The 21,013-nt window shown below is 67.2% G+C and carries 22 protein-coding genes; 4 read left to right on the forward strand and 18 right to left on the reverse strand.

Features of this window, described 5'->3' with window-relative positions:
* Positions 1-61 precede the first annotated feature (61 nt).
* From DN388_RS08670 to DN388_RS08725, 12 genes are all read right to left on the reverse strand, one after another.
* Entirely contained in the window at positions 62-1,078 is a 1,017-nt protein-coding gene (locus DN388_RS08670; RefSeq protein ID WP_043859767.1) for an HAD family phosphatase, read from the reverse strand.
* Positions 1,075-2,400 carry a BatD family protein gene (locus tag DN388_RS08675; protein ID WP_078481932.1) on the reverse strand — a complete coding sequence of 442 codons (1,326 nt, stop codon included), beginning with the start codon at positions 2,398-2,400 and terminating at the stop codon, positions 1,075-1,077. The genes DN388_RS08670 and DN388_RS08675 overlap by 4 nt, the downstream gene beginning before the upstream one ends.
* Positions 2,397-3,968, reverse strand: coding sequence for a VWA domain-containing protein (locus DN388_RS08680; protein ID WP_254998796.1), 1,572 nt, complete (start codon positions 3,966-3,968; stop codon positions 2,397-2,399). The genes DN388_RS08675 and DN388_RS08680 overlap by 4 nt, the downstream gene beginning before the upstream one ends.
* Positions 3,958-4,962, reverse strand: a complete 1,005-nt coding sequence (locus DN388_RS08685; protein ID WP_058541253.1) for a VWA domain-containing protein — start codon at positions 4,960-4,962, stop codon at positions 3,958-3,960. Before DN388_RS08685 ends, DN388_RS08680 begins: the two co-directional genes overlap by 11 nt.
* Positions 4,949-5,440, reverse strand: a complete 492-nt coding sequence (locus tag DN388_RS08690; RefSeq protein ID WP_043859763.1) for a DUF4381 domain-containing protein — start codon at positions 5,438-5,440, stop codon at positions 4,949-4,951. The genes DN388_RS08685 and DN388_RS08690 overlap by 14 nt, the downstream gene beginning before the upstream one ends.
* A complete protein-coding gene (locus tag DN388_RS08695) occupies positions 5,437-6,387 on the reverse strand; it encodes a DUF58 domain-containing protein (protein ID WP_254998800.1) in 951 nt (316 codons plus the stop codon). Before DN388_RS08695 ends, DN388_RS08690 begins: the two co-directional genes overlap by 4 nt.
* 9 nt (positions 6,388-6,396) lie before the next feature.
* Positions 6,397-7,374 (reverse strand): MoxR family ATPase, encoded by a 978-nt coding sequence (locus DN388_RS08700; protein ID WP_104572646.1) that lies wholly within the window; start codon positions 7,372-7,374, stop codon positions 6,397-6,399.
* 25 nt (positions 7,375-7,399) lie between these two features.
* Positions 7,400-7,963: a hypothetical protein gene (locus tag DN388_RS08705; RefSeq protein WP_254998803.1), complete on the reverse strand. Its 564-nt coding sequence runs from the start codon at positions 7,961-7,963 to the stop codon at positions 7,400-7,402.
* Positions 7,960-8,706, reverse strand: a complete 747-nt coding sequence (locus DN388_RS08710; protein ID WP_043859781.1) for a DUF2092 domain-containing protein — start codon at positions 8,704-8,706, stop codon at positions 7,960-7,962. Before DN388_RS08710 ends, DN388_RS08705 begins: the two co-directional genes overlap by 4 nt.
* Positions 8,707-8,720: 14 nt before the next feature.
* The gene (locus tag DN388_RS08715; protein ID WP_043859780.1) at positions 8,721-9,626 is read right to left on the reverse strand and encodes a transporter; all 906 of its coding nucleotides are present in this window, start codon (positions 9,624-9,626) and stop codon (positions 8,721-8,723) included.
* 63 nt (positions 9,627-9,689) lie between these two features.
* A complete protein-coding gene (locus DN388_RS08720; RefSeq protein WP_058541250.1) occupies positions 9,690-10,478 on the reverse strand; it encodes a hypothetical protein in 789 nt (262 codons plus the stop codon).
* Between the two features lie 120 nt (positions 10,479-10,598).
* Positions 10,599-11,000, reverse strand: a complete 402-nt coding sequence (locus DN388_RS08725; RefSeq protein WP_043859778.1) for a hypothetical protein — start codon at positions 10,998-11,000, stop codon at positions 10,599-10,601.
* Positions 11,001-11,159: 159 nt separating this feature from the next.
* Here DN388_RS08725 and DN388_RS08730 point away from each other — a divergent pair, with 159 nt between their 5' ends.
* The 3 genes from DN388_RS08730 to DN388_RS08740 all read left to right on the forward strand — a co-directional run bounded on the left by DN388_RS08730 (position 11,160) and on the right by DN388_RS08740 (position 12,326).
* Complete coding sequence (locus DN388_RS08730; protein WP_043859777.1) at positions 11,160-11,480, forward strand: YbjQ family protein; 321 nt, start codon at positions 11,160-11,162, stop codon at positions 11,478-11,480.
* Between the two features lie 138 nt (positions 11,481-11,618).
* Positions 11,619-11,807, forward strand: a complete 189-nt coding sequence (locus DN388_RS08735; RefSeq protein WP_043859776.1) for a hypothetical protein — start codon at positions 11,619-11,621, stop codon at positions 11,805-11,807.
* A 216-nt stretch (positions 11,808-12,023) separates the two neighbouring features.
* Positions 12,024-12,326 carry a hypothetical protein gene (locus tag DN388_RS08740; protein WP_043859775.1) on the forward strand — a complete coding sequence of 101 codons (303 nt, stop codon included), beginning with the start codon at positions 12,024-12,026 and terminating at the stop codon, positions 12,324-12,326.
* A gap of 132 nt (positions 12,327-12,458) precedes the next feature.
* Here the strand turns inward: DN388_RS08740 and DN388_RS08745 are convergent, their stop codons facing one another.
* Positions 12,459-12,788, reverse strand: coding sequence for a hypothetical protein (locus DN388_RS08745; RefSeq protein ID WP_043859774.1), 330 nt, complete (start codon positions 12,786-12,788; stop codon positions 12,459-12,461).
* A 439-nt stretch (positions 12,789-13,227) separates the two neighbouring features.
* On the opposite strand from DN388_RS08745, the gene DN388_RS08750 reads away from it, so the two are divergent.
* Positions 13,228-14,718 (forward strand): DASS family sodium-coupled anion symporter, encoded by a 1,491-nt coding sequence (locus DN388_RS08750; protein ID WP_054915142.1) that lies wholly within the window; start codon positions 13,228-13,230, stop codon positions 14,716-14,718.
* Between the two features lie 66 nt (positions 14,719-14,784).
* Here DN388_RS08750 and DN388_RS08755 read toward each other — a convergent pair whose 3' ends face one another.
* The 5 genes from DN388_RS08755 to DN388_RS08775 all read right to left on the reverse strand — a co-directional run bounded on the left by DN388_RS08755 (position 14,785) and on the right by DN388_RS08775 (position 20,820).
* Positions 14,785-15,333, reverse strand: coding sequence for a cupin domain-containing protein (locus DN388_RS08755; protein WP_043859772.1), 549 nt, complete (start codon positions 15,331-15,333; stop codon positions 14,785-14,787).
* A 62-nt stretch (positions 15,334-15,395) separates the two neighbouring features.
* A complete protein-coding gene (locus tag DN388_RS08760) occupies positions 15,396-16,592 on the reverse strand; it encodes an MFS transporter (protein ID WP_058541248.1) in 1,197 nt (398 codons plus the stop codon).
* A gap of 113 nt (positions 16,593-16,705) precedes the next feature.
* Positions 16,706-19,138 (reverse strand): TonB-dependent siderophore receptor, encoded by a 2,433-nt coding sequence (locus DN388_RS08765; protein WP_254999526.1) that lies wholly within the window; start codon positions 19,136-19,138, stop codon positions 16,706-16,708.
* Positions 19,139-19,342: 204 nt separating this feature from the next.
* On the reverse strand, positions 19,343-20,293 hold the full coding sequence (locus DN388_RS08770) for a FecR domain-containing protein (protein ID WP_088515181.1): 951 nt from the start codon (positions 20,291-20,293) through the stop codon (positions 19,343-19,345).
* Complete coding sequence (locus DN388_RS08775; RefSeq protein ID WP_043860918.1) at positions 20,290-20,820, reverse strand: sigma-70 family RNA polymerase sigma factor; 531 nt, start codon at positions 20,818-20,820, stop codon at positions 20,290-20,292. Before DN388_RS08775 ends, DN388_RS08770 begins: the two co-directional genes overlap by 4 nt.
* Between the last annotated feature and the right edge of the window lie 193 nt (positions 20,821-21,013).

Raw genomic sequence — 21,013 nt, forward strand, 5'->3', positions numbered from 1 at the left:
CGCCATTCGAGCCGCCCGCAGGCGACATGTCGGTTGCATCACTGCTTTGCTCGTTACCGCGTCACTGCGATTGCGGTGTGGAGGCAGGCTCGAACGGGAATACCCGGGCCCAGTCGGCCGCCATGTCCACGATTGTCCATTGCTGGCGGCGCGCTTCGTCCAGCGCCTTGTCCAGCCGTCCGACCTGCGACTGGCGGTCGTAGGCCCACTCACGTTTCGCGTCGGTGTGGTGCACCAGGCCCATGAAGCGCGGGCCCTTGCCGGCGGCGGTCCATTGCAGCATCTGCAGGTCGCCGTCGGAGTTGCCGAAGGCCAGGATCGGCCGACGCCCGATGATCGCGTCGATGCTTTCGGGCTTGCCCGGGCCGTCGTCGTTGTGCGCGATCCTGGCGGTACGCAGCAGGGCCGGCACGCCGTCGACCAGCTGGTATTCGGTGACGAAGCTGGAGCCGATCACCTGCTCGGGCGGCACGCCGTACACCTCGTCGGCGAAGGCGCGCATGAACGCGGTGTCGCCCCCGGAGACGATGTACACCTTGAAGCCCTGGCTGCGCAGGTAGTCGAGCAGCTCGTGCATGGGCTGGTAGATCATCTCGGTGTAGGGGCGCTGGTGGGTGGGGTGACGGGCCTTGGCCAGCCAGGCCCTGGCATGGCCGATGAAGGCTTCGGTGCTGACCCCGGTGTGGGTCACGCCGATGATTTTCAGCAGGCCGTCCATGCCGGCGGCGGCCAGGGCCTTCTGGTCGTTTTCCAGCACCGCCTTGAACGGCTGGGTGGTCTTCCACTCGGGGTGCTCGGGGGCCATGCGGCGGATCTCGTCGAAGGCGAACAGCACCTGGAAGTAGGCGGGCTGTTCGCTCCACAGGGTGCCGTCGTTGTCGAACACCGCGATGCGTTGCGCGGGGGCCACGAACTGCGGGTCGCCCTCGCGGGTGACGCTTTCGACGAACTGCACAAGGGCGGCCCTGGCGGCGCCCTGATGCCATGAGGGCAGCGGCGCATCGGCCTGGGCCGACAATGGCCAGTGCAGCAGCAATACCAGCAGCAGCCACCCACGAACACTCGGACTGGATTTCATCGCGACTCCCTGTTCTGCATTGGATTGAGCGGGCGCAGGCCGTGGCGCGCGGGCGCGGCAGGCTGGCGCGGTGAATGCCGTGCATGAAGCTGTGCAAGTTCGGCCTTGAGCGCAGCGAGCAGCGTATCGGGCGCGCCGTCTGCGCCGTCTGCGCCGTAGCAGCGTCGCAGCAGCGCCAGCAGGGTGGTGTCGTCGGCCGTGGCCAGGCGCACGCTGCCCTGGCTGCGCCTGAACCACAGGTATAGCGCAGTGAGCTGCGGCGGATGCCTGGCCAGATCAACGGGCACCTGTTGCCATGCATGCTCGGCAGAGGCGAGGCGACGGGCCTGGCGTCGGGCCTGCCAGTGCCGCCAGCGGGCCAGCCAGGTCGGCCCGCGGCTACGCCACACCCGCCACGCCAGGCCCAGTGCCGCGAGCACCAAAGCGGCGCCGAGCCAGTGCCGCGACAGGTGCAGGCGGCCCTGCTGGCCAAGACGCTGCAGATCGTCGGCCACCGAGAACACCGGGGTGTAGGCAGGGCCGGCGCTGGCGGTGAAGGGCACGGCGGGCAGCGTTGTGATACGCAGGGCCTGGTCGGTGGTGCTCCACCAGTGCACCTGCACGGCGGGCAGCTGGTAGCTGCCGGGCTGCTCGATGCGGTAGCTGGCGGTGTCGATGCGCTGGCCGCCCACGACGTGGCCACGGCCATCGTCGAGGGCCTGCACCTGGGGCGTCTTGAGGTAGAGGCTCAGGCCCGGCACAGCCTGCAGCGCCGTCACCGGCAGCATCAGGCTCGGCGCGCCCTGGGCCTGCAGGGTCACGCTGCGGGTAAGGCTGTCACCCACCTTGAGTGTTCTGCTTGCCGGGTTCACCTGCTGGGTCAGGCTCAGGGCGCTGGCCACCAGCACCGCCTGGCCCGGCTCGACCCCGGCCGGCAGTTGTACGCGCAGGTGCAGTGCCGCCGTGGTGGCGCTCAGGGCGGCCGCGGCATTGCCCGGCCGGGCCGTCACGGTCAGTGCGGGAATGTCCAGGGTGCCGGCCTGCTGCACGGTGATCGGGTACAGGTAGCGCATGCCGAACCAGGTGCTGCCGTCCAGGTTCAGGGTCAGGTGCTGGGCCTGGTCGCCGGGCGGGGTGACCAGTGCGCCGGGCACGCTCAGCGTCGGCAACTGCGGGGCGCCGGTGAACCAGGTGTCGGTGAGCACGTCCAGCTGCAACTGCACGGTTTCACCCACCACCACGCTGTCGCCCCCCAGCAGTTGCGCCTGCACCCGCAACTGCGGGTCGGCGGCAAGCGCACAGCTGCACAGCAGCCAGGCCAGGAGCAGGCCGACAAGCCTCATGGCGCCCCCCTGGCAGCCTGGTCCTGCAGGCTGAACTTGCGCTTGAGAAACTGCGCGGGCGAGGTGGTGAGGTTCTGCAGCCACAGGGCGTCCGAGGCCGCCTGCGGGGTCTGCACCTGCTTGCTCGGGCCCTTGCCGGCCGGCTTGTCGAAGGCCACCTGGTCGGCCTGCACCTCTGGGGCGTTCTGCTGCGCCGACTCGGTGTCCTTCTGCAGGGCGATGGCCAGGGCGAGGTTGGCCTGGGCCTCGGCAAACCCAGGTTGCAGGGCCAGTGCCTGGCGATAGGCGGCGATGGCCTGGTCGAACTTGAAGCGGCGGGTGTAGATATTGCCCAGGTAGAAATAGGCCGGTGCGGTGTGCAGGCGCGCGAAACTGGCCAGCGCCAGGTCGTAGTCGGCCCCTTGGTAAGCGGCAATGCCCTTCCAGTAAGGGTCCTGAAAGTGCGCCGCCGCGGCGGGCAGGTGGTGGTGTTCGAAGGCCCAGCGACCCTGCTGGTCGGGGGTCATGAATGCATCCACCAGGGCATTGGCGCGCGCCCCGTCCGGGGCCAGCACCAGGCCCAGCAGCAGGCACGCGCTCCAGTTCAGGCTCCAGCCGCGGCGGATGCACAACAGGGCGATCAGCAGCAGCGGCCAGCACAGCCAGTAGCCGGCGTCTTTCCAGCGCAGTTGCTGGCTGGCCGGGTCGGCGTCGGCGAAGTGCTGCTGGGCATGGGCCTCGATCCAGTCCAGGTCGTCATCGTCGAGGGTCAGGCTGCCCAGTGGTGCATCCAGCGCCCTGGCCAGCTGTTCGAGGCCGGCCTTGTCGAAGCGGCCCAGTTGCGGCCGGCCGTTGCTGTCGGTGCGCGGCTGACCGTCGGCGCCCCTGACCAGGCCGCTATCGCTGCTGCCCACCGCCAGCACCAGTACCTGCAGCAGGCTGGCGTCCAGGGCCTTGCCCAGCGGGGCCAGTTGCGTGGTGTCGGCACCGTCGGTGAGCAGCACCAGGGTGGCGGGGCCGGGCTCGGCGGCGATCAGTTGACGGGCCAGCGCCACCACGGCCAAAACGTTCTTGCCAGGCTGTTCGATCAGGTCGCTGCCCAGCGCCTGGATGAAGCTGTCGAGCAGCGCCGGGTCGCGGGTGGGGGGCAGCACCAGGTGTGCGCTGCCGGCATAGGCGATCAGCCCGGTGGCTGCGCCCTGGCGGCGTTGCACCAGGCTGTGCAGCTTGTGCTTGGCGGCCTCCAGGCGGGTGGGCGAGAGGTCGCTGGCGTCCATCGAGCCGGACAGGTCCAGGGCCAGGATCAACGGCGCGCGGTTGTCGAGAAACTGCGGGCGGTCCTGCTCCCAGGTGGGGCCGGCAGCGGCCAGTGCGCCGAGTGCGAGCAGGGCCGCCAGCAGGTGTATGGGGCGAATGCGGTGCCGGTCGTGGCCGTCTATGCGCAGGTGCGCCAGCAGTTGCGGGGCGATACTCACGTTCAGCGCCTGGCCGCGCTGGCGGCGCCAGGCCAGCACCAGCAGCACGGCGGGCAGCCAGAGCCACAGCCACAGCGGGCGCAGAAAATGCAGGTTGCTCAGGTCAATGTCCATGCGCGGGCGCCTCCGCTGGCAGGCGCCTGCGCCACCACGCTGCCGCCAGGGCGAGCAGGTGGTACAGCGTCAGCAGCAACAGGGCCGCGCCCAGCGGCAGCCAGAACAGGTCGCGCTTGGGTTGGTGGCTGTAGGTCTTCACCGCGTGCGGGGTGAGCGTGTCGAGGGTGGCGTACACCTGTTGCAGGGCATCGCGGTCCTGGGCCCGGAAGAACTGCCCGCCGGTGACGGTGGCGATCTGCTGCAAGGTCGGCAGGTCGACCTTGGCCTCGGCTTCGGCCTGCGGGTCGCCGATACCGATGGTATGGATCACCACTCCGCGGGCCGCGGCGATCTGGGCGGCGTGGGCGGGGGTGATGGCGCTGCTGGTGTCGTTGCCGTCGGTCAGCAGGATCAGCACCTTCTGCGGCTCGTGAGCCTGCTCCAGCAGCTTGAGGCTCAGGCCGATGGCATCGCCGATGGCGGTGTTGGGCCCGGCCATGCCGACGTCGGTCTGCTGCAGCAGGATCGACAGGCTGGCGTGGTCCAGGGTCAGCGGTGCCTGGGCGTAGGCGCCGCTGCCGAACACCACCAGGCCGAGACGGTCCTGCTGGCGCCTGGCGATGAAGTCGGCGACCACCGCCTTGACCGCGCTGATGCGCGAAACCGGTTTGCCGTCGGCGTTCTCGAGGTCGACGGTCTGCATCGACTGGGAGATGTCGATGGCCAGCATCAGGTCGCGTACCGGTGCCTGGCGCTCGATGGGGGGCTCGACCAGCACCGGGCGTGCCACGGCCAGGCACAGCAGTGCCCACACCAGCCAGTGCAACAGCAGCTGCCAGCGATTGGCCCGGGTGCCGGGCAGGCGCGGACGCTGCCCGGTGGCCTGGCTGATGGCCTCGAAGAACGGTACGCGCAAGGCGCTGCGGGCTTCCTGATAGGGCGGCAGGTAGCGGTAGCCGAGCAAGGGCAGCGCCAGCATCAGCAACAGCCAGGGGTAATCAAGCTGCCACATGATGATGCTCTACCCAGGCGCGGCTGTAGCCCAACAGCGCTGACGCATCGATTTCGTGCAGGCGGCTGTCGGGGGCATAGGCCAGCTGCGCCAGTTGCCAGGCGAAGTCGGCGGGCAGCGGGGTGCGTGAATGGCTCACCAGAAACGCCTGCCAGTCGGCGGCATGCAGCGGGGCAACGGCCGGAGCCTCGGGCATCGACAGGGCCACGCGCTTGAGCAGCTCGGGCACTTCGCGCAGGGCCTGCACGCGCCGGGTCTGATCTGCCATTGCCTGTTCCAGCTGGCGCAGGCGTGCCAGGGCTTGGCGGCGGTAGCGGTCGCGCTGCCAGCGGCGCAGGCGCAGCGCCGCCCACAGCACCAGCCCGGCCAGCAGCAATGCCGCCAGCAGCGCCCAGCCCCAGGTTTGTGGCCAGTAGCTGACGGCGGGCGGCAGCGCCAGCTCCTTGAGCTGGTCGACGCTGGGCACTGGCGCGGTCATGCCGGTGGCCTGCGCAGCTTGCCCAGTTCCATGCGCAGCTGTTGGGCGGCAGGCAGGGCGGTGCTGAACATCAGCAGCGGCACCTGGCTGCGGCGCAGCATCTGCGCCACGTCGTGCAGGCGGCCACTGAGAAACTCGCTCAAGGGTTTGTGCACCTGACGCCGCTCCACCGCCAGCTCCACCTGCAACTGGCCCTGGGTCACCAGCAGGCGCCCCTGGCGTGGCAGGTCGAGGGCCAGCGGGTCGTAGACCTGCAACGCGATCACGTCGTTGTGGGTACGCAACTGGCGCAACTGATGCAGGGTGCGTTCGCCGGCACCGGCGAAGTCGCTGATGAAGCAGATCAGGCAGTCGTGCGCGGCCAGCGCCAGGCAGCGCTGCAGGACTGTGTCGAGGCCGTGCGCAGCATCGCCATCGGGTACATCCGCCGACAGCGCCTGGTTGAACTGTGCGGCCTTGGCGCAGATCGCCTGGACCCGGCTGCGGCTGCGCAGCGGCGCCAGGTACTCGATGCGGGTATCGTCGAACAGCAGGGCGCCGACCCGGTCGCCTGCCGCCAGCGCGATCCACGCGCACAGCGCGGCCAGTTGCGCGGCCAGCGCCGACTTGAAGCTGACCTGCGAGCCGAAGAACATCGACATACGCTGGTCGAGCACCACCAGCACCGGGCGGTCGCGTTCTTCGGTGAAGGTGCGTACCACCGGCGTGCCGGTGCGCAGGCTGGCCCTGCAGTCGAGATGGCGCAGGTCGTCGCCGGGCTGGTAGCGGCGCAGCTCGTCGAAGTTCAGGCCGCGCCCGCGCAGGCGCGAGGCGTGGCTGCCGGCCAGCACGCTGGCCCTGGGCTGGCGCGCCAGAAAGCTCAGGCCGCGGGCATCGAACGCCAGCGCCATCAGCTGCGCCAGCGATACGTAGACGTGCCCGTCGGGTTGCTGCGCCGGTGCTGGCATATGCGGTCCTCAGGCCGGGATGGCCACCTTGTCGAGCAGGCGGTCGAGTACCTCGCTGCTGGTCACGCCGTCGGCCACCGCGTCGTAGCTCAGTTGCAGGCGATGGCGCAGCACCGGGTGGAGCATGGCGCGCACGTTGTCGGGCGAGACGAAGTCCTGGCCCTGCAACCAGGCATCGGCGCGCGCGCAGCGGTCCAGGCCGATGCCGCCGCGTGGGCTGGCGCCCAGCTGCAGCCAGCGCGCCAGGTCGGCGTCGTAGTCGGCGGGGTGGCGGGTGGCGTTGACCAGTGCGATCAGGTAGCTGTCGATGGCCGGGGCCACGTGAATGGCTGCCACTTCCCGGCGGGCCTGGAAGATCACCTCCTGGCCGAGGCTGAAGCTGTCGCTGGCCGCCTTGGCCGCCGCCCGCTGTTCCTCCTGGCGCAGCAGTTGCAACACCTGGCCTTCATCGGCCGGCGCGGGGTAATCCAGCAGCACCTTCATCAGGAAGCGGTCCATCTGCGCCTCGGGCAGCGGGTAGGTGCCTTCCTGCTCGATGGGGTTCTGGGTGGCGATCACCATGAACAGGTCGGGCAGCCTGTGACTGGTGCCGGCTACGGTGATCTGGCGCTCCTCCATGGCTTCGAGCAGCGCCGCCTGCACCTTGGCCGGGGCGCGGTTGATCTCGTCGGCCAGGATCAGGTTGCCGAACAGCGGGCCGGGCTGGAAGCGCACCTGGTGCTGGCCCTCGACCTGTTGCAGCACCTCGGCGCCGGTGATGTCGGAGGGCAGCAGGTCGGGGGTGAACTGGATGCGGCTCATGCGTGCATCCAGGTGCCGGGCCAGGGCCTTGACCGTGCGGGTCTTGGCCAGGCCCGGCAGGCTCTCGAGCAGCACGTGCCCGTTGGCCAGCAGGCCCACCAGGATCTGGCGGATCACCTGGTCCTGGCCCAGCACCGAGGCGGCGATAGCGGCGTGCAGGGCATTGATGTCGGTGAGGGCGCTCATGGGCATTCCTTTGGGTCGGGTGGGTTCACCATGGCGCAGGCACCACGATGAACTGCACGTTGCTGCCGACGTATTGCGGCTGGTACCAGGTGGCGCCGCAGTGCTGGTAGGCCACGCCGTTGGCGACCACCGACACGCAGTCCGGCGGTACCTCGGCCACCTGGGTGCCGATGGCGATGGCCGTGGCAGTGGTGGCACCGACCACGGCAGCGGCGGCCCAGGGGTGATACCAGTCGTCCGGGTGCGGCGGTGGCGGTGGCGGTGGTGGCGGCATCGGGCCGGGGCCGGGCGGGTGAGGGCCCGGTGGATGCGGTGGCGGGCCCGGTGGGTGCGGCCCAGGGCCGGGCTGCGGATGCGGAGGCGGCGCCGGGTGGGGCGGCATCGGCTGCGGATGCGGGGGCATCGGGTGCGGCATCGGCTGGTAATGCGGCGGCGGGGGGGCGAAGTGGCCGCCCCCGGCGTGATAGGGCACCACGAAGGTACGCCCGCCACCGCCACCGCCGCCGCGCAGTTGCCAGGCGTCGGCCATCAGCGGTGTCAGCAGGCAGGCGCTCAGGCCCAGGTGCAGGCAGGTACGCAGTGGCGTCATGGCTGGCGGCCCTCGTTCGGTTCGCGCAGCGGCACCGCCACGGCCTTGGCCGGCGGGGTGAAGTCGAAGGCTGCCGGGTTGATGGGCGTGCTCAGGTCCCAGTCGAAGGTCACGCTATGGCGCGGGCGCTCGGGGTCGTCGCGGCGGGTGATCATCAGCTTGCACGGCAACGGCTGCGCGCCTTCGCGTAGCCACAGTTGCCAGTCGATGTCGGGCTGGCGGAACACGTAGTGGGTACAGGCCTGGCCGTCGAGGGATTCGCTGCCGATCAGCGTGGCCTGGGTGATGCCGACCTGTTTCGCGGTCTGGGCGTTCCAGCGGAACAGGTCGGCCAGCGGCAGGGTGATGGCGTAGCGCTCGCTCAGTTGTCCGAGCAGTTGCTCGATGGTCGCCGGCGCCGCGCCTTTGCTGTAGTAGCCGTGACGACCGTCATACAGGGTGAACTGCTTGCCGTCGTAGAAGAACTGGCGCGCCGCCGAGCCCTGGTCGACGCTGACGAACAGCTTGTCGGGCTGGCGGGCGAGCACCTGGGTGTGGTGGGCGAAGGTCACCGTGGGGCCGCTGTCGAGTTGCTGGTCGGTTTCGCTGCGGGTGCTCAGGCTGAAGGCCTGCAGGCGGTGCAGGTAACTGCCCATGTTCGACAGCGCGGCCAGGGCCCTGGGGTCGAGCGGGTCGGCAGCCTTTGCCAGGGCCGGCAACAGGGCCAGCAGGGCCAGGCAGGTGAGTCGGTGCGAACGCTTCATCAGGCCTCCCATGGCTACCAGGCGTAGTTCAGGCGCAAGGTCCAGGTGTTCACATCGGGTGAGCCGGTACGTTCGGACACGGTGTCGGTGTAGGCGATCAGGCCACCGAACTGCGGCGAGAGCATGAAGCCCAGGCTGGCACCGACCAGGGTGTTGGCCTGCTTGTTGTCCTGGTTTTCGCCGTTGATGCGGGTTTCGCCGCCGAAGCTGTAGGTGGCGTCGAGGGAAGCCCACAGGCCGCGGTTGATGGTGTAGCTGTAGTGGCCTTCGACGGCATACAGCGGTTTCTGCTCCAGCTTGTTGTCGCCCAGGTAGTCGTCGTTGTCGCCGAACAGCGAAACCCAGGTGTTGACCTCCAGCCAGGTGGGGCCGATGGGGTGGCCGAAGCCGATTTCGGGTTTGACCACCCAGCGGTTGGCGCCGATGTTGATGACGCGGTTCTTGGCGTAGTCGCCATTGGGCACGGTGAGCCATACGGCGCCGGTCATGAAGGTTTCCGGGGTCCAGCTGGCGAACTCCTCGGCGGTCAGCGCCGGGCCGCCGAAGAAGTTGTGGGCGAACACGATCTGGGTGTCGCCCATGCCGCCGTTGTGCTTGGTGCCATTGAAGAAACGTGCATCGTCGAACGAGGCCGACACGTCGGCGTATGGCTGCACCAGCTGGATCGCGCTGTTGCGTCCGTCGATGCTGAACGAGCGCGCCAGGCGCAGGATGTAGAGGTCGGCATCCAGGGACAGGCCGTCGATGGGCAGGGCGGTGTCGATCGGGGTGTTGGTGTCGATACGGTTGTAGTAGCCGAACACCATGTTCAGGTCGATCGGGATGTTCTGCCAGTCACGCGCGTTGTCGGCCTGCACCAGCAGCGGCGCGCCACTGAGCACGAGCACCGGCAGGTAACGCAGGACAGGTCGGGTATGCATGGTGGTGCTCCTTCAATTGAACGCACAGGGTGCTGGCTGCCGGAGGGTCCGGTCATGGGCTGGCTACTTGCCGAAGGTCACGTTGAGGCCGGCGAACACGGTGAACTGCGGCAGGCCGTCACCTTTTTTTTCCACTGTCCACTGCGGCTCGATGAAGGCGTTGAGGATGTTGCTGCCGGCCTTCCAGGCCTTGCCCACGCCCAGGCCCAGCGGGATGTAGTGGGTGTCGTTCTTCAGGTCGAAGGTCCAGGTGCCGGTGGAGCGCAGGTACCAGCCCTTGGGCAGGTTGTGGATGATGAATGGCTGCAGGGTGGCGGTTTCGACGTGGGCGCGGTCATGGTCGCCGGCAAACGAGCTCTGGTACTGCACCAGCGCCCCGAGCAGCCCGCGTGGCGAGGCGTCGATGGCCACCGCCGCCAGCCCCGCCTGCCACTTGCCGGTGCCCAGCTCGTCGTGCTCGGCAGTGGGGGCGGTGAGCTGCGGGCCGATGCCCAGCTGCACGCCTTCGGTCTTGAGCAGGAAGATGTCGAACAGGTTGAGGTCGCCGATGCCGGTGCTGTAGCCGCCGTGGGGGTCGGGTCGAGTGCTGATGGGCAGGGTGGCGCGCAGCAGTTGCGGTACCGGCAGCAGTTCGCCAGGGGCGACCGGCAGGGTGCCGCGCACCAGAAAATCATTGGTGTGCACGTTGCTGTCGTACACCGAGGGGGTGTAGTAGTCCTGCAGGTTCAGGCCCGGTGCCAGGTTGAGCGGGTTGTTGCTCTTGTTGGCGGTTTCGGCGTTGTCCGCCAGGGCGTGCTGCAGGAACAGCAGGGCGCAGGGCAGTACGAGACAAGTGGCGGTGGTCCTTTGCATGACGGTGGTGCCTGTTCAATGTTGCGCTTCTGGGCAGGGGCCGGCCTTGCCAGCGAGGCAGGGGCCCCAGGGGGCGAATGGGCGCGTAGGCTGGCGCCGGCACCACCGGCGACCACAGGGTCACTGATACTTGATGACGATGCCCTTGAGCTTGCGTCCGTCGATGGAGCGGATATCGCGGTCCCAGAGCGGGCCACTGACATAGGCCGAAACCGGCTGGATGCGGTCGTAGACCACCACGACGGCGTCACCGCCGATACTGGCGGCCTGTTCGCGCAGCTTCTGCTCCACGTCGGTGATCGGTGGCGGCGGCGACACGCTGGCATCGACCACGATCTCGCCCAGGCGGACATGGGGGCGGGTCGGTTCGCTGCGCAGTACCTCGACCGTAGCCGCAGCGGTGGGCGAAGGATGGGGCGCCCCGACGTATTGTGTGGTGCGGGCATCGATGCTGCTGCAGCCCGCCAGCCCGGCCAGCACCAGGCCCAATGCAAGAACGCTCATGCAACGTGGTATCGACATGCTTCGACTCCGTCCGAAGTATTAATACGCTGTAACAACGTTCCAATGAAAATAGCCGCACTTGGGCGGGCCGCAAGTGACGGGCGGCGAAAGTGCGGGTTTGTTACCATCGTGTTCTTTTGGGTCGGGGCATGCCCCGACAACGCTCAGGAGTACGCAATGATCCTCACCACCACTGGCACTGTCGAAGGGCGCGAAGTCGCGGCCTACCTAGATGTAGTCAGCGCCGAATCGGTGCAGGGCATCAACGTGGTACGCGACATCTTCACCAGCTTTCGCGACTTTTTCGGCGGCCGTTCGCAAACCCTGGAAAGCGCCCTGAAAGAAGCGCGCATCCAGGCCACCGACGAAATCCGCCAGCGCGCCCGCAGCCTGCAGGCCGATGCAGTGATCGGCCTGGATTACGAAATCAGCATGCCGTCGGCTCGTGGCGGCATGGTGGTGGTGTTCGTCACCGGCACCGCGGTCAAACTCAGGTAGCCATAGGCCACTGGTCGGGTGCGACAATAAGTGACCAGGCAGTCTTCAAATGTCCGGCTAGTCTCTGAAAGCAACAGGTCACTATTTCCTAGGCATTCATCTGCGTGCCGGTAGTGATCCACAGCAGGGGAGCCGGGTATGAAGGAATCGTATTTCGAAGACGATGGTGACGAGTTTCCCATCAACAGCCAGGTGCGTTGCGGGCAAGCAGCGTTCCAGCTGGGGTTTGCCAACATGACCCTGGAAGACGCGCCGGTACGTGTGCGCTCCACGGTGCCACCGCGCAGCGAGCGCCGCCGGTTTCTGCCGGGCCTGCGCAAGAAGTAGCCACGACGCCGAAGAGGCCCCGCCATCCAGCCTGTGCTGCGGTGTGTGGGGCTTTTTCATGTAGGTTGTAGGCTATTTCGCAAACAGACGACCGGTACGCTGAATCTGCCGTTTTATGCGGCTTTCTTGACCTCGCTCAATGGGGCGACGGCTGTCGCTAGCCCCCTTGGCGGTTGTATGCCTTACTGTCGGTTCGAACGAACAAGGAGCAGTGCGATGCGCATCAGGGAAGAGACTTATTGGGCGTGGGCCGACTCTCAGCTGCACAGCCGCAGCCATGACGAAGAACTCAGCGATGGCACCAGCATCGACGTGCAGGTGCGGTTGTCGCGCACCGGGGCCACGCAGATGTTCCTGGGGGTGTACGGGCGCCGGGGCAAGGCGCTGTTCGAGGAGTACTACCCCTCGTGCCCGGGTGAAACCATGAGCCGTGCGCTGGTGCGCGGTGTGGACCGGGCCCGGGCGTTGGCCACCGACGCCGTGCCGATGGAGCACCCGCGGTTTCGTCGTCAGGCCTGATGCCTGCGGTTACGCCCTGTCGTGGCGCACAGGGAATGTGCGCAGACGGTGGGGCGAGCCAGAGCCGCGATGAGGCGATAAGGCACGCATGAAAAAGGCGACCCGAAGGTCGCCTTTTTCAATTCGCCTGGCTCAGCACAGCCGGTCGATCACCTTCACGTCCTGGCGCTCGCGGATGGCGGGCCATTCCTGTTGCAGGGTCTCCAGCACCTTGGCGACAAACGCGGTGTCTGCCGCTGCCTTCTTGCCGACGTAGCCCTTGCCACGGCGGAACATCCTGAAACGGGCGCGCATTTCACGCTTCGCATCGATCGCCTCTTCGACAGTGTGCGGCGGCATCTTGTCGATGTGCACGTCACCTGTGGCACTGACCCACAGCAGGTGGTCATCGAGGCTGTCCTTGCGGGCAGCGAACAGCTGAGCCAATTGGTCGATGGTGGGTTGGTTGTTCAAGTTGATCATAAAGCCCCCTATTACCTATTCGTCGTTGGTGAGTTCAAACCTGCGCTACTTCATGTAGCGATCTACCAAGGCTGCTACAGCAGCGTCGCAACAGGGGCTTTCTTCACTCTGCCTTTTGGACAGTCCCTCTCCACGGACAGCCCGAAACCGCTCGAACTGTCTGGAACACCCTTTGCCAGCGCTCCCGATCAGGGAGACGGCCTCATCATGCAAGGGGAAACGAATGCCGTCAATAGGTTTTGTAGTGATTTTTTTTATTCACTACAAATGACCGGTCAGTCTTTTTCGAGCTTACGGGTCGCCGCGCCACAGGCTGTTGGAATGTCCTACAAAGCGCTCTGGTCAGGGCGTCTTGGCCATGTATTGACCCGGGTCAGCGCGTACCGGCCAGGCGCTGGGGATGATAGGGGCCTGTTTTGTTGCCAAAGAAGTCCTGTCCATGAGTACCCCCGCCAATCCTCCTGCAGCGCCTGGCGCTCAACCCCTGTTGCCCGTGGGCCTGCTGCTGGGCATCGTCGCGCTGGTCGGCGTGCTGCTGTTGCCGCTGCCGGCCGACCTGCCGGTGGCCGGTCACCGCGTGCTGGCGATCCTGGCCTTTGCGGTGGTGATCTGGATCACCGAGGCGGTGTCGTACGAAGCCAGTGCGATCATGATCACCTCGCTGCTGGCATTTTTGCTGGGCACCGCACCGACCCTTGCCGACCCGTCGGTGATCTACGGCTCGTCGGCAGCCGTGAGCATGGCCCTGACGGGCTTTGCCAACCCGGCATTGGCGCTGGTGGTGGGGGCCCTGTTCATCGCAGCGGCGATGACCCACACCGGGCTGGACCGGCGCATCGCGCTGGTCACGCTCAACCGGGTGGGCGTGAGCACCCGACGCATTCTGCTGGGGGCGATGGTGGTGATCATCCTGCTCAGCCTGGTGGTGCCCAGTGCCACGGCGCGCAGTGCCTGCGTGGTGCCGATCATGATGGGCGTGATCGCCGCGTTCGGTGTGAACAAGCGCTCCAACATCGCCGCCGGCATCATGATCATCGTGGCCCAGGGCACCAGCATCTGGAACATCGGCATCCAGACCGCAGCCGCGCAGAACCTGCTGACGGTCGGCTTCATGGACAAGATGCTCGGTGCACGGGTGTCATGGATCGACTGGCTGATCGCCGGGGCGCCGTGGGCGTTGATCATGTCGGTGGTGCTGATCGTGCTGGTGCTCAGGATGCTGCCCCCCGAGAGCGACAGCATTCCCGGCGGCAAGGCGGCGGTGGCCGAGCAGTTGCAGGCGCTGGGGCCGATGAGCGGGGCGCAGAAGCGTCTGCTGGGGGTGTCGCTGCTGTTGCTGCTGGCCTGGGCCACCGAAGGCAAGCTGCATCACTTCGACACCACCTCGACCACCTACGCCGGGTTGGTGCTGCTGTTGCTGCCGCGCTTCGGGGTGATGACCTGGAAGGATGTGCAGGCGCGTATTCCGTGGGGCACGGTGATCGTGTTCGGCGTCGGCATCAGCCTGGGCACCACCCTGTTGACCACCCAGGCCGGGCAATGGCTGGGCGGGCAGGTGGTGGCCAATACCGGGCTGGATCAATTGGGCACGCTGGGGGTGTTCTCGATTCTGGCGGCGTTTCTGATCGTGATCCATCTGGGCTTTGCCAGTGCCACGGCGCTGACCTCGGCGCTGCTGCCGATACTGATCGCGGTGCTGCAGACCTTGCCGGGGGATTTCAGCCGCCTGGGCATGACCATGGTGCTGGGGTTTGTGGTCAGCTACGGGTTCATCCTGCCGATCAACGCACCGCAGAACATGGTGTGCCTGGGTACCGAAACCTTCAACGCGCGGCAGTTTGCCAAGGTCGGAATCGTGGTGACGCTGGTGGGGTACGGGTTGATGCTGGTGTTCGCCGCAACATGGTGGCACTGGCTGGGCTGGATGTAGAGGGGCCGTTGCAAGCGGCAAGCGGCAAGCGAGGCCGAGCCAGCTTGCCGCTTGCAGCGATGCTCATCAGAAGTTCGCCGGGGTGTTGGCGCTGATGATCTCGGCTTCGTCCTGGCCGATGTTCTTGAAGCTGTGGGGCAGGGTAGTGGGGAAGTAGTAGCCGTCGCCGGAGTTCAGCACGCTGACCTGGCCGTCTACCCGCAACTCGATGGTGCCACGGGTCACCAGGCCGCATTCCTCGCCCTCGGTGTGCACGATCGGCTCTTCGCCGGAGTCGGCGCCCGGCGCATACAGCTCGCGCAGCATGCGCATCTGCCGACCTTCGACACTGGCGCCGACCAGCAGCATGCGCAAGCCACCACTGCCCAGGTCGGGCTGCTCGTTGGCGCGGAACACGAAGCGTTCTTCGCGCGGCGGTTCGTCGAAACTGAAGAACTCCGCCAACGACATCGGGATGCCTTCCAGCAGCTTTTTCAACGAGCTCACCGATGGGCTGACGCGGTTCTGCTCGATCTGTGAAATCGTCGAGTTGGTCAGGCCGCTGCGCCTGGCCAGCTCCCGTTGCGAGAGCTTGGTGCGTTCACGTACCAGTTTGAGTCGTGTCCCCGTGTCCATAGCCGCCTTGATGTCAAAAATAATGGGCGACGCATTAAAACACATTCCGCCGCCGACCCCGCCTACTGGCGTGCAGGCACCGGCCACAAGGCGATCAACAGCAGCAGCAAGGCGGCCATCAGGTACGGCAGGCGCGGGTCCAGGGCGTAGATCAGGGTGCCGGCCAGCGGTCCGATCACCGTGCCCAGCGCCTGTGCCGCGCCCACAGAGCCTGCGGTCGCGCCCTGTTCACCGGCATCCACCGCGTTCGCCGCCAGCGCCTGGAACGCCGGGAACACCCAGCCCATGCCGGCCGCAGCGACGAAGTAGCACGCCCACAGCATGCCCACGCTGTCGGCCAGGGCGCCGCTGGCAAAACCCAGCGCACTGATGCAGCCGCCCACACGGATCATGCGCAGCGGCGGCCATTGCAGCTTGCTCACCAGCACCTGCGAGAAGATCAGCGCCGCACCCACCATGGTCAGGGCAATGCCCGCCGCCTGGGCGGCATCGGCAGGCGCCAGGCCCAGGCGGTCAAGGGCAAAGAAGCCTACGGTGATCTGCGCCAGCGACACGCACAGCATCGCCACGAAGGCCACCGTGAGCGGGCGAAGCAGGCGCGGGTCGGTCAGGCTGACGGGGCGGGGCGGTTGCCTCAGGTGCAGCTCCTGACCCTTGAGCTTGAACTGCAGGACCAGCAATGCCAGCAGTGGCAGCACCGACATCGCATAGAACGGCAGGCTCAGGCTGTGGCGCGCCAGCAGCGCGGCCAGTGCCGGGCCCATCACCAGGCCCACGGCGTTCGCCGCACCCAGCGAGGCCATGGCGCGGGCGCGCTGTTGCGGTTGCATGTTGTCGGCAATCAGCGCGGCGCAGCCGACTGGCAGGGCGGCATAGAACGCACCGATCAGGCCGCGGCCGATCACCAGCGCGGCAAAGGCCAGGGAGGTGGCCGGCAGGTAGCGCAGCGCGCCATCGATGAACAGGCACAGGGCCCAATAGGCCAGGGTGAACCCCGCAGTGCCCACCAGCAGCACCCGGCGGCGACCGAAGCGGTCGCTGGCCCGGCCCCAGGGGCGCGCCAGCAGCATCCACACCACCCCGGCTACCGTGACCGCTGCGCCCGCCTGCCAGGCTGCCAGGCCCAGCACGCGGGCGATGGGGCCGATCAGGGCGACGAAGGCCATCATCGCCATGGTGCAGGCCATGTTGACCACCATCAGCGGACGCAGGTCGAAGGCGGGGGTTTTGAGCAGCGGGGGTTGCTGGGCGGTGTTCATGGCTATCCAAGGCAGAGGAGCAAGGCGGCCATTGTGCCGCAGCTGCCCCCAAGGCTAAAGCCTGTAAACGATAGTAATAATCATTTAATTGACTTCAGCCTTGTTGCTGTGGGTTAGAAGTCGCCTTGCAGGGTCACCATCAGGTTGCGCGGCTCGCCATAGAAGTTGCCCCAGCCAGCGGCGCCGACGCTGCTGTAGTAGTGCTTGTCGAACAGGTTGTTGCCGTTGAGGGCCAGGCTCCAGTTGTCATCCAGGCGATAGCCGATGCGGGCGCTCCACAGGGCGTAGCCGGGCTGCACCATCTTGGTGTTGCGGTCCACGAAGTGGTTGGCACTCTGCGCGCTGACCCCGCCGCCCACGCTCCAGCGCTGCAGGGCGCCGTCCAGGTCGTAGTTGGTCCATACACGCGCCATGTGCCTGGGCACGTAGCTGGCGGTGAAGGTGGCGTCCTGGCGGGTGTCGTCGATGCGCTTGAGGTATTCGACCTGGGTGTAGGTGTAGCCGGCCAGCACCTGCAGGCGCTCGATCAGTTCACCGCTCAGCTCGGCTTCGAAGCCCTGGGCGCGCACCTTGCCGCTGTCGGTGTAGCAGTAACCGTCGGACGACCTATCGCATACCGTGCTGTAGTCAGCCTCGGCGCGACCCTGCTCGGTGTTGCGGAACAGGTTGAAGGCGCCATTGAGGCGACCCTGGTACCACTCGGCCTTGACCCCCACCTCATAGCTGGCACCGGTCTTGGGCTTGAGCGAGCTGCCGTCGGCCTTGGCGTAGGTGCTTTGCGGCTGGAAGATGTCGGCGTAGCTGGCGTAAACGGACCAGGTGTCGTCCAGGTCGTAGATCAACGCGGCGAACGGCGTCACCTGGCCGTTTTCCTGGCTGCGGTTGGGCTGCCAGTAGTTCCAGTATCGGGTGTAGCTGTCGCTGCTGTTGCGGTACCAGCTGACGCGGCTGCCGAGTACGGCGGTGAGGGGCTCGGCCAGCTTCAGGCGCAGGGTGGCGTAGGTGCCGAACTGACGGGTGTCGGAGGTCACCGGAATCGGCCCGCCGCGGTAGGACTCCTTCTCGTAAACCGAGTCACCCGGCTTGGGGATGTGCGGGTTGGGGTTGAACGGGTTCTGGGTAACGCCGTACAGCTCGGTCAGGTTGATCAGTTCGTAGCGGTCGCGGCCCTTGGAGCGGCTGGCGTTGGCGCCGACGATGATCTCGTGCTCCAGGCCCCAGGCCTGGAAATGGCCGTCCAGGTTGGCGTCGAAGCCGTAGTCGTCCTGGTCGTAGTCGAACAGCCCGGAGTACAGCTTCGAGGCGCTCTGGGTACTGCCCACCGGCACGGTGCCTTCGCCCATGGCGTATTGCATGTTCTGGTCGTTGTGGGTGTACATCGAGGCGACCTTGAGCGCCCAGTCTGCGTTGAAACGGTGGGTAAGGTCGGCGAACAGGCTGGTTCGCTCGCTGTCCCAGTGGTTCCACGACGCGCCCAGGCAGGTGGAGCGCGACAGCTTCAGGTCGCTGCCGTCGCTGTAGCGCGGCAGGCCCTGCCAGCAGGGCTTGGCGTCGAGCTTTTCGTAGGCCAGGCCCAGGCCCAGGGTGGTGTCCTCGTTCAGGTCGTAGTCCAGTGCGCCGTACACCACCTGGTCTTCGCGCTCGCCGATGTCGTAGAAGTACTTGCGGTCCTGCTGGGCGACCACGGCGCGCCCGCGCAGGGTGCCGGCGTCGTTGAGCGGGCCGCCGGTGTCGACCTGGGCGCGGTAGTTGTCCCAGGTGCCGGCCGACAGCGTTACGTGGGTGGCGGCCTTGTCCTGGCCGCGCTTGCGAATGAAGTTGACCCCGCCGGCCGAGCTGCCGGCGCCTTTCATCATGCCGGCGGCGCCGCGCATGATCTCGACGCGGTCGTAATAGGCCATGTCGCTGGAGAAGCTGTTGGCCTGCACGTAGTTGCCGCCCACATCCAGCGGTACGCCGTCGTACTGGTACTGGCCGGCGATCATGAAGCCGCGCGAGTAGAAGTACATGCCGCCCATGGGCGAGTCGTGAACGGTGATGCCGGGGGTTTTCTCCATCACCTGTTCGAGGCTGGTGAGGTTCTGTTCGTCCATCATCTTGCGCGTGATGACCGTGACCGACTGCGGGGTTTCGCGCAACGAATGCTGACCCTTGCCGATGCTGACGCTGCGCACGGTGTAGCTGTCGGTGCTGTCGCCGGTGCTGCTGGTGCGGGTGCCGTCGACATTGGTGGCGCCCAGTTCCAGGGCGCCGTTGCTGCTGGGGGCCGGGCGCAGCGAGTAGCTGCCGTCGCCTTGTGGGAAGGCTTGCAGCCCGCTGCCGGCCAGGATGCGGCCGAGGCCGTCGAGGGTGGCGTACTGGCCTTGCAGGCCGGGGCTCTGCTTGCCGCGGGTGAGGGCCGCTTCGTAAGACAGGTTGAGGCTGCTGGCGGCGGCGAAGGCACCGAGCACGCTGGCCAGCGAACCGGCGGGAATGTTGTAGGCCGTGCGGCTGCTGCTGACTTCATCGGCCATCGCCGAGGGGGCTGGCAGCACGCTGGCGGCCATGGCGGCGGCCAGCAGGTGGGCGGGGAGCAGGCGGGGGGAACGGGGTGACATGGGGGCCTCGTCGGATGCAGAAGGGATGCGCGAAAGGGGGTGTTTCAGACAAGGCGGATGAGAATGAGAAAAGGTACCGCGGGATGAGGAATTTTTTTGCTGCATCAAACACTGCGCTGTGCAGGTCAAGAGCCGGCCAGACAAGGCCGGCGCCTACATCACCCGCACCCAGTACCGACCATGCCGCTCGATTCGCAAATCGAACGAGCGCGCCAGCGCCGACAGCGCTGCATCACTGTCGGTCAACGAGAAGTTGCCCGACACACGCTGCTCTGCCAGCTGCGGCGCATAGGTCAGCAACCCCGGCCGGTACCGCCCCAGCTCGTCGAGCAGATCACCCAGCCGCCAGTTCTCCACCACCAGTTGCCCCAGGCTCCACGCCGCCTGGGCCGCCGACGCCAGCTGCGGGCTATCCACCCGCTGATCACTGAACCCGCACGCCTGCCCGCTCTCCAGGCGCTGCGCCTCCCCCAGCAAGGGGCTGACCCGCACCGCATGCTCGAACACCTCGACCTCGCTGCGCCCGGCCTGCTGCGCCACGCTGAAGCGCGTGCCCAACGCCTGCACCACGCCCTGCGCGGTCTGCACCCGCAACGGCCGCTGCTGCACATCCTTGCCACTGGTAAGCAGGATGCGCCCGCGCACCAGCTGAATCAGCCGTTGCCGGCTGTCGAAGCGAATGTTCACCGCCGACGTCGTATCGAGCACCAGCTGGCTACCGTCGGCCAGGGTGACGCTGCGAATTTCACCCGTGCCACTGTGCACGTCCGCCAGCAACGCCTGCGCCGGAGTACTGCGGTAGCTGGCCCAGCCACCCAGCCCCAGCCCGGTCGCCAGCAGCAGCCCCTTGACCACGCCGCGGCGGGTCAGGCCCTGGGCTTCGGCACGCTTGAAGGCATCGAACGCCAGCCCACCCGGCACACTGGCCAGTTGCCCATGCAACTGCTCGACCCGGGCCCAGGCCCAGCCGTTCTGCGGGGCACTGTCCAACCATGCCCGCCAGGCCCGTTCCAGGCCGGGGCTGGCATCGCCGGCCATGCGCTGCACATGCCAGCGGGCGGCTTCCTTGAGCGCCTGGCGCTGCGCTTCGCGGTCGTTGCTCATGGCTGCTCGTCGAAGGCGAGCAGCAGGCAGCGCTCGGTGGTCTTGTACATGTACTTCTTCACCGAACTGAGCGAAACGCCCAGCGCCGTGGCGATTTCGCCATAGGTCATGCCCAGCCAGTTGGCCATCAGGAACGCCTGGCGCGCCTTGGCGCCGCACCCGGCCAGCAGGCGGTCAACTTCGCGCAGGGTCTCGAGAATCAGCAGGCGCTCTTCCAGCGAGATCTCCTCGTACACCGGCTGGGCGGCCAGGGCTTGGAGGTAGGCCTGTTCGAGCTTCTGGCGCCGGAAGTGGTCGATCATCACCCGCCGCGCCACGGTCGCCAGGTAGCTGCGCGGCTCGCGCAGCAGGCGCACCAGCTCCAGCGACTCGGACGAGGCGAGGATGCGCACGAAGGTGTCTTGCATCAGGTCGGCGGCGCGCTGCGGGCAGCTCAGGCGCCTGCGCAGCCAGTGCTGCAACCACAGGTGATGGTGCTGGTAGAGCTGGCCGACTTCGGCGTTGGCGGGTGAGGTGGGGGCGCTCATCCTGGCGACTTCCGAGAAAAAGAATGCAGATGATAAGCATTCCCAAGAATGTTAGGAAGAGGGCAGGTGAAATAGCGCTGGGCGCATCGCGGGTCAAGCCCGCTCCCACGGGGTCTGCACCGTCCTGCAAGGCAGCGGTTTGGCTGTGGGAGCGGGCTTGCCCCGCGAAAGGGCCGCCACGCGGCCCCTCGAC

Source organism: Pseudomonas sp. S12(2018) (assembly GCF_024355235.1).
GTDB lineage: Bacteria > Pseudomonadota > Gammaproteobacteria > Pseudomonadales > Pseudomonadaceae > Aquipseudomonas > Aquipseudomonas palmensis.

Excerpts from the sequence above, each read along its gene's own strand:
- DN388_RS08670 (WP_043859767.1), bottom strand. The coding sequence starts at position 1,078 with ATGAAATCCAGTCCGAGTGTTCGTGGGTGGCTGCTGCTGGTATTGCTG.
- DN388_RS08675 (WP_078481932.1), bottom strand. The coding sequence starts at position 2,400 with ATGAGGCTTGTCGGCCTGCTCCTGGCCTGGCTGCTGTGCAGCTGTGCG.
- DN388_RS08680 (WP_254998796.1), bottom strand. The coding sequence starts at position 3,968 with ATGGACATTGACCTGAGCAACCTGCATTTTCTGCGCCCGCTGTGGCTG.
- DN388_RS08685 (WP_058541253.1), bottom strand. The coding sequence starts at position 4,962 with ATGTGGCAGCTTGATTACCCCTGGCTGTTGCTGATGCTGGCGCTGCCC.
- DN388_RS08690 (WP_043859763.1), bottom strand. The coding sequence starts at position 5,440 with ATGACCGCGCCAGTGCCCAGCGTCGACCAGCTCAAGGAGCTGGCGCTG.
- DN388_RS08695 (WP_254998800.1), bottom strand. The coding sequence starts at position 6,387 with ATGCCAGCACCGGCGCAGCAACCCGACGGGCACGTCTACGTATCGCTG.
- DN388_RS08700 (WP_104572646.1), bottom strand. The coding sequence starts at position 7,374 with ATGAGCGCCCTCACCGACATCAATGCCCTGCACGCCGCTATCGCCGCC.
- DN388_RS08705 (WP_254998803.1), bottom strand. The coding sequence starts at position 7,963 with ATGACGCCACTGCGTACCTGCCTGCACCTGGGCCTGAGCGCCTGCCTG.
- DN388_RS08710 (WP_043859781.1), bottom strand. The coding sequence starts at position 8,706 with ATGAAGCGTTCGCACCGACTCACCTGCCTGGCCCTGCTGGCCCTGTTG.
- DN388_RS08715 (WP_043859780.1), bottom strand. The coding sequence starts at position 9,626 with ATGCATACCCGACCTGTCCTGCGTTACCTGCCGGTGCTCGTGCTCAGT.
- DN388_RS08720 (WP_058541250.1), bottom strand. The coding sequence starts at position 10,478 with ATGCAAAGGACCACCGCCACTTGTCTCGTACTGCCCTGCGCCCTGCTG.
- DN388_RS08725 (WP_043859778.1), bottom strand. The coding sequence starts at position 11,000 with ATGTCGATACCACGTTGCATGAGCGTTCTTGCATTGGGCCTGGTGCTG.
- DN388_RS08730 (WP_043859777.1), top strand. The coding sequence starts at position 11,160 with ATGATCCTCACCACCACTGGCACTGTCGAAGGGCGCGAAGTCGCGGCC.
- DN388_RS08735 (WP_043859776.1), top strand. The coding sequence starts at position 11,619 with ATGAAGGAATCGTATTTCGAAGACGATGGTGACGAGTTTCCCATCAAC.
- DN388_RS08740 (WP_043859775.1), top strand. The coding sequence starts at position 12,024 with ATGCGCATCAGGGAAGAGACTTATTGGGCGTGGGCCGACTCTCAGCTG.
- DN388_RS08745 (WP_043859774.1), bottom strand. The coding sequence starts at position 12,788 with ATGATCAACTTGAACAACCAACCCACCATCGACCAATTGGCTCAGCTG.
- DN388_RS08750 (WP_054915142.1), top strand. The coding sequence starts at position 13,228 with ATGAGTACCCCCGCCAATCCTCCTGCAGCGCCTGGCGCTCAACCCCTG.
- DN388_RS08755 (WP_043859772.1), bottom strand. The coding sequence starts at position 15,333 with ATGGACACGGGGACACGACTCAAACTGGTACGTGAACGCACCAAGCTC.
- DN388_RS08760 (WP_058541248.1), bottom strand. The coding sequence starts at position 16,592 with ATGAACACCGCCCAGCAACCCCCGCTGCTCAAAACCCCCGCCTTCGAC.
- DN388_RS08765 (WP_254999526.1), bottom strand. The coding sequence starts at position 19,138 with ATGGCCGCCAGCGTGCTGCCAGCCCCCTCGGCGATGGCCGATGAAGTC.
- DN388_RS08770 (WP_088515181.1), bottom strand. The coding sequence starts at position 20,293 with ATGAGCAACGACCGCGAAGCGCAGCGCCAGGCGCTCAAGGAAGCCGCC.
- DN388_RS08775 (WP_043860918.1), bottom strand. The coding sequence starts at position 20,820 with ATGAGCGCCCCCACCTCACCCGCCAACGCCGAAGTCGGCCAGCTCTAC.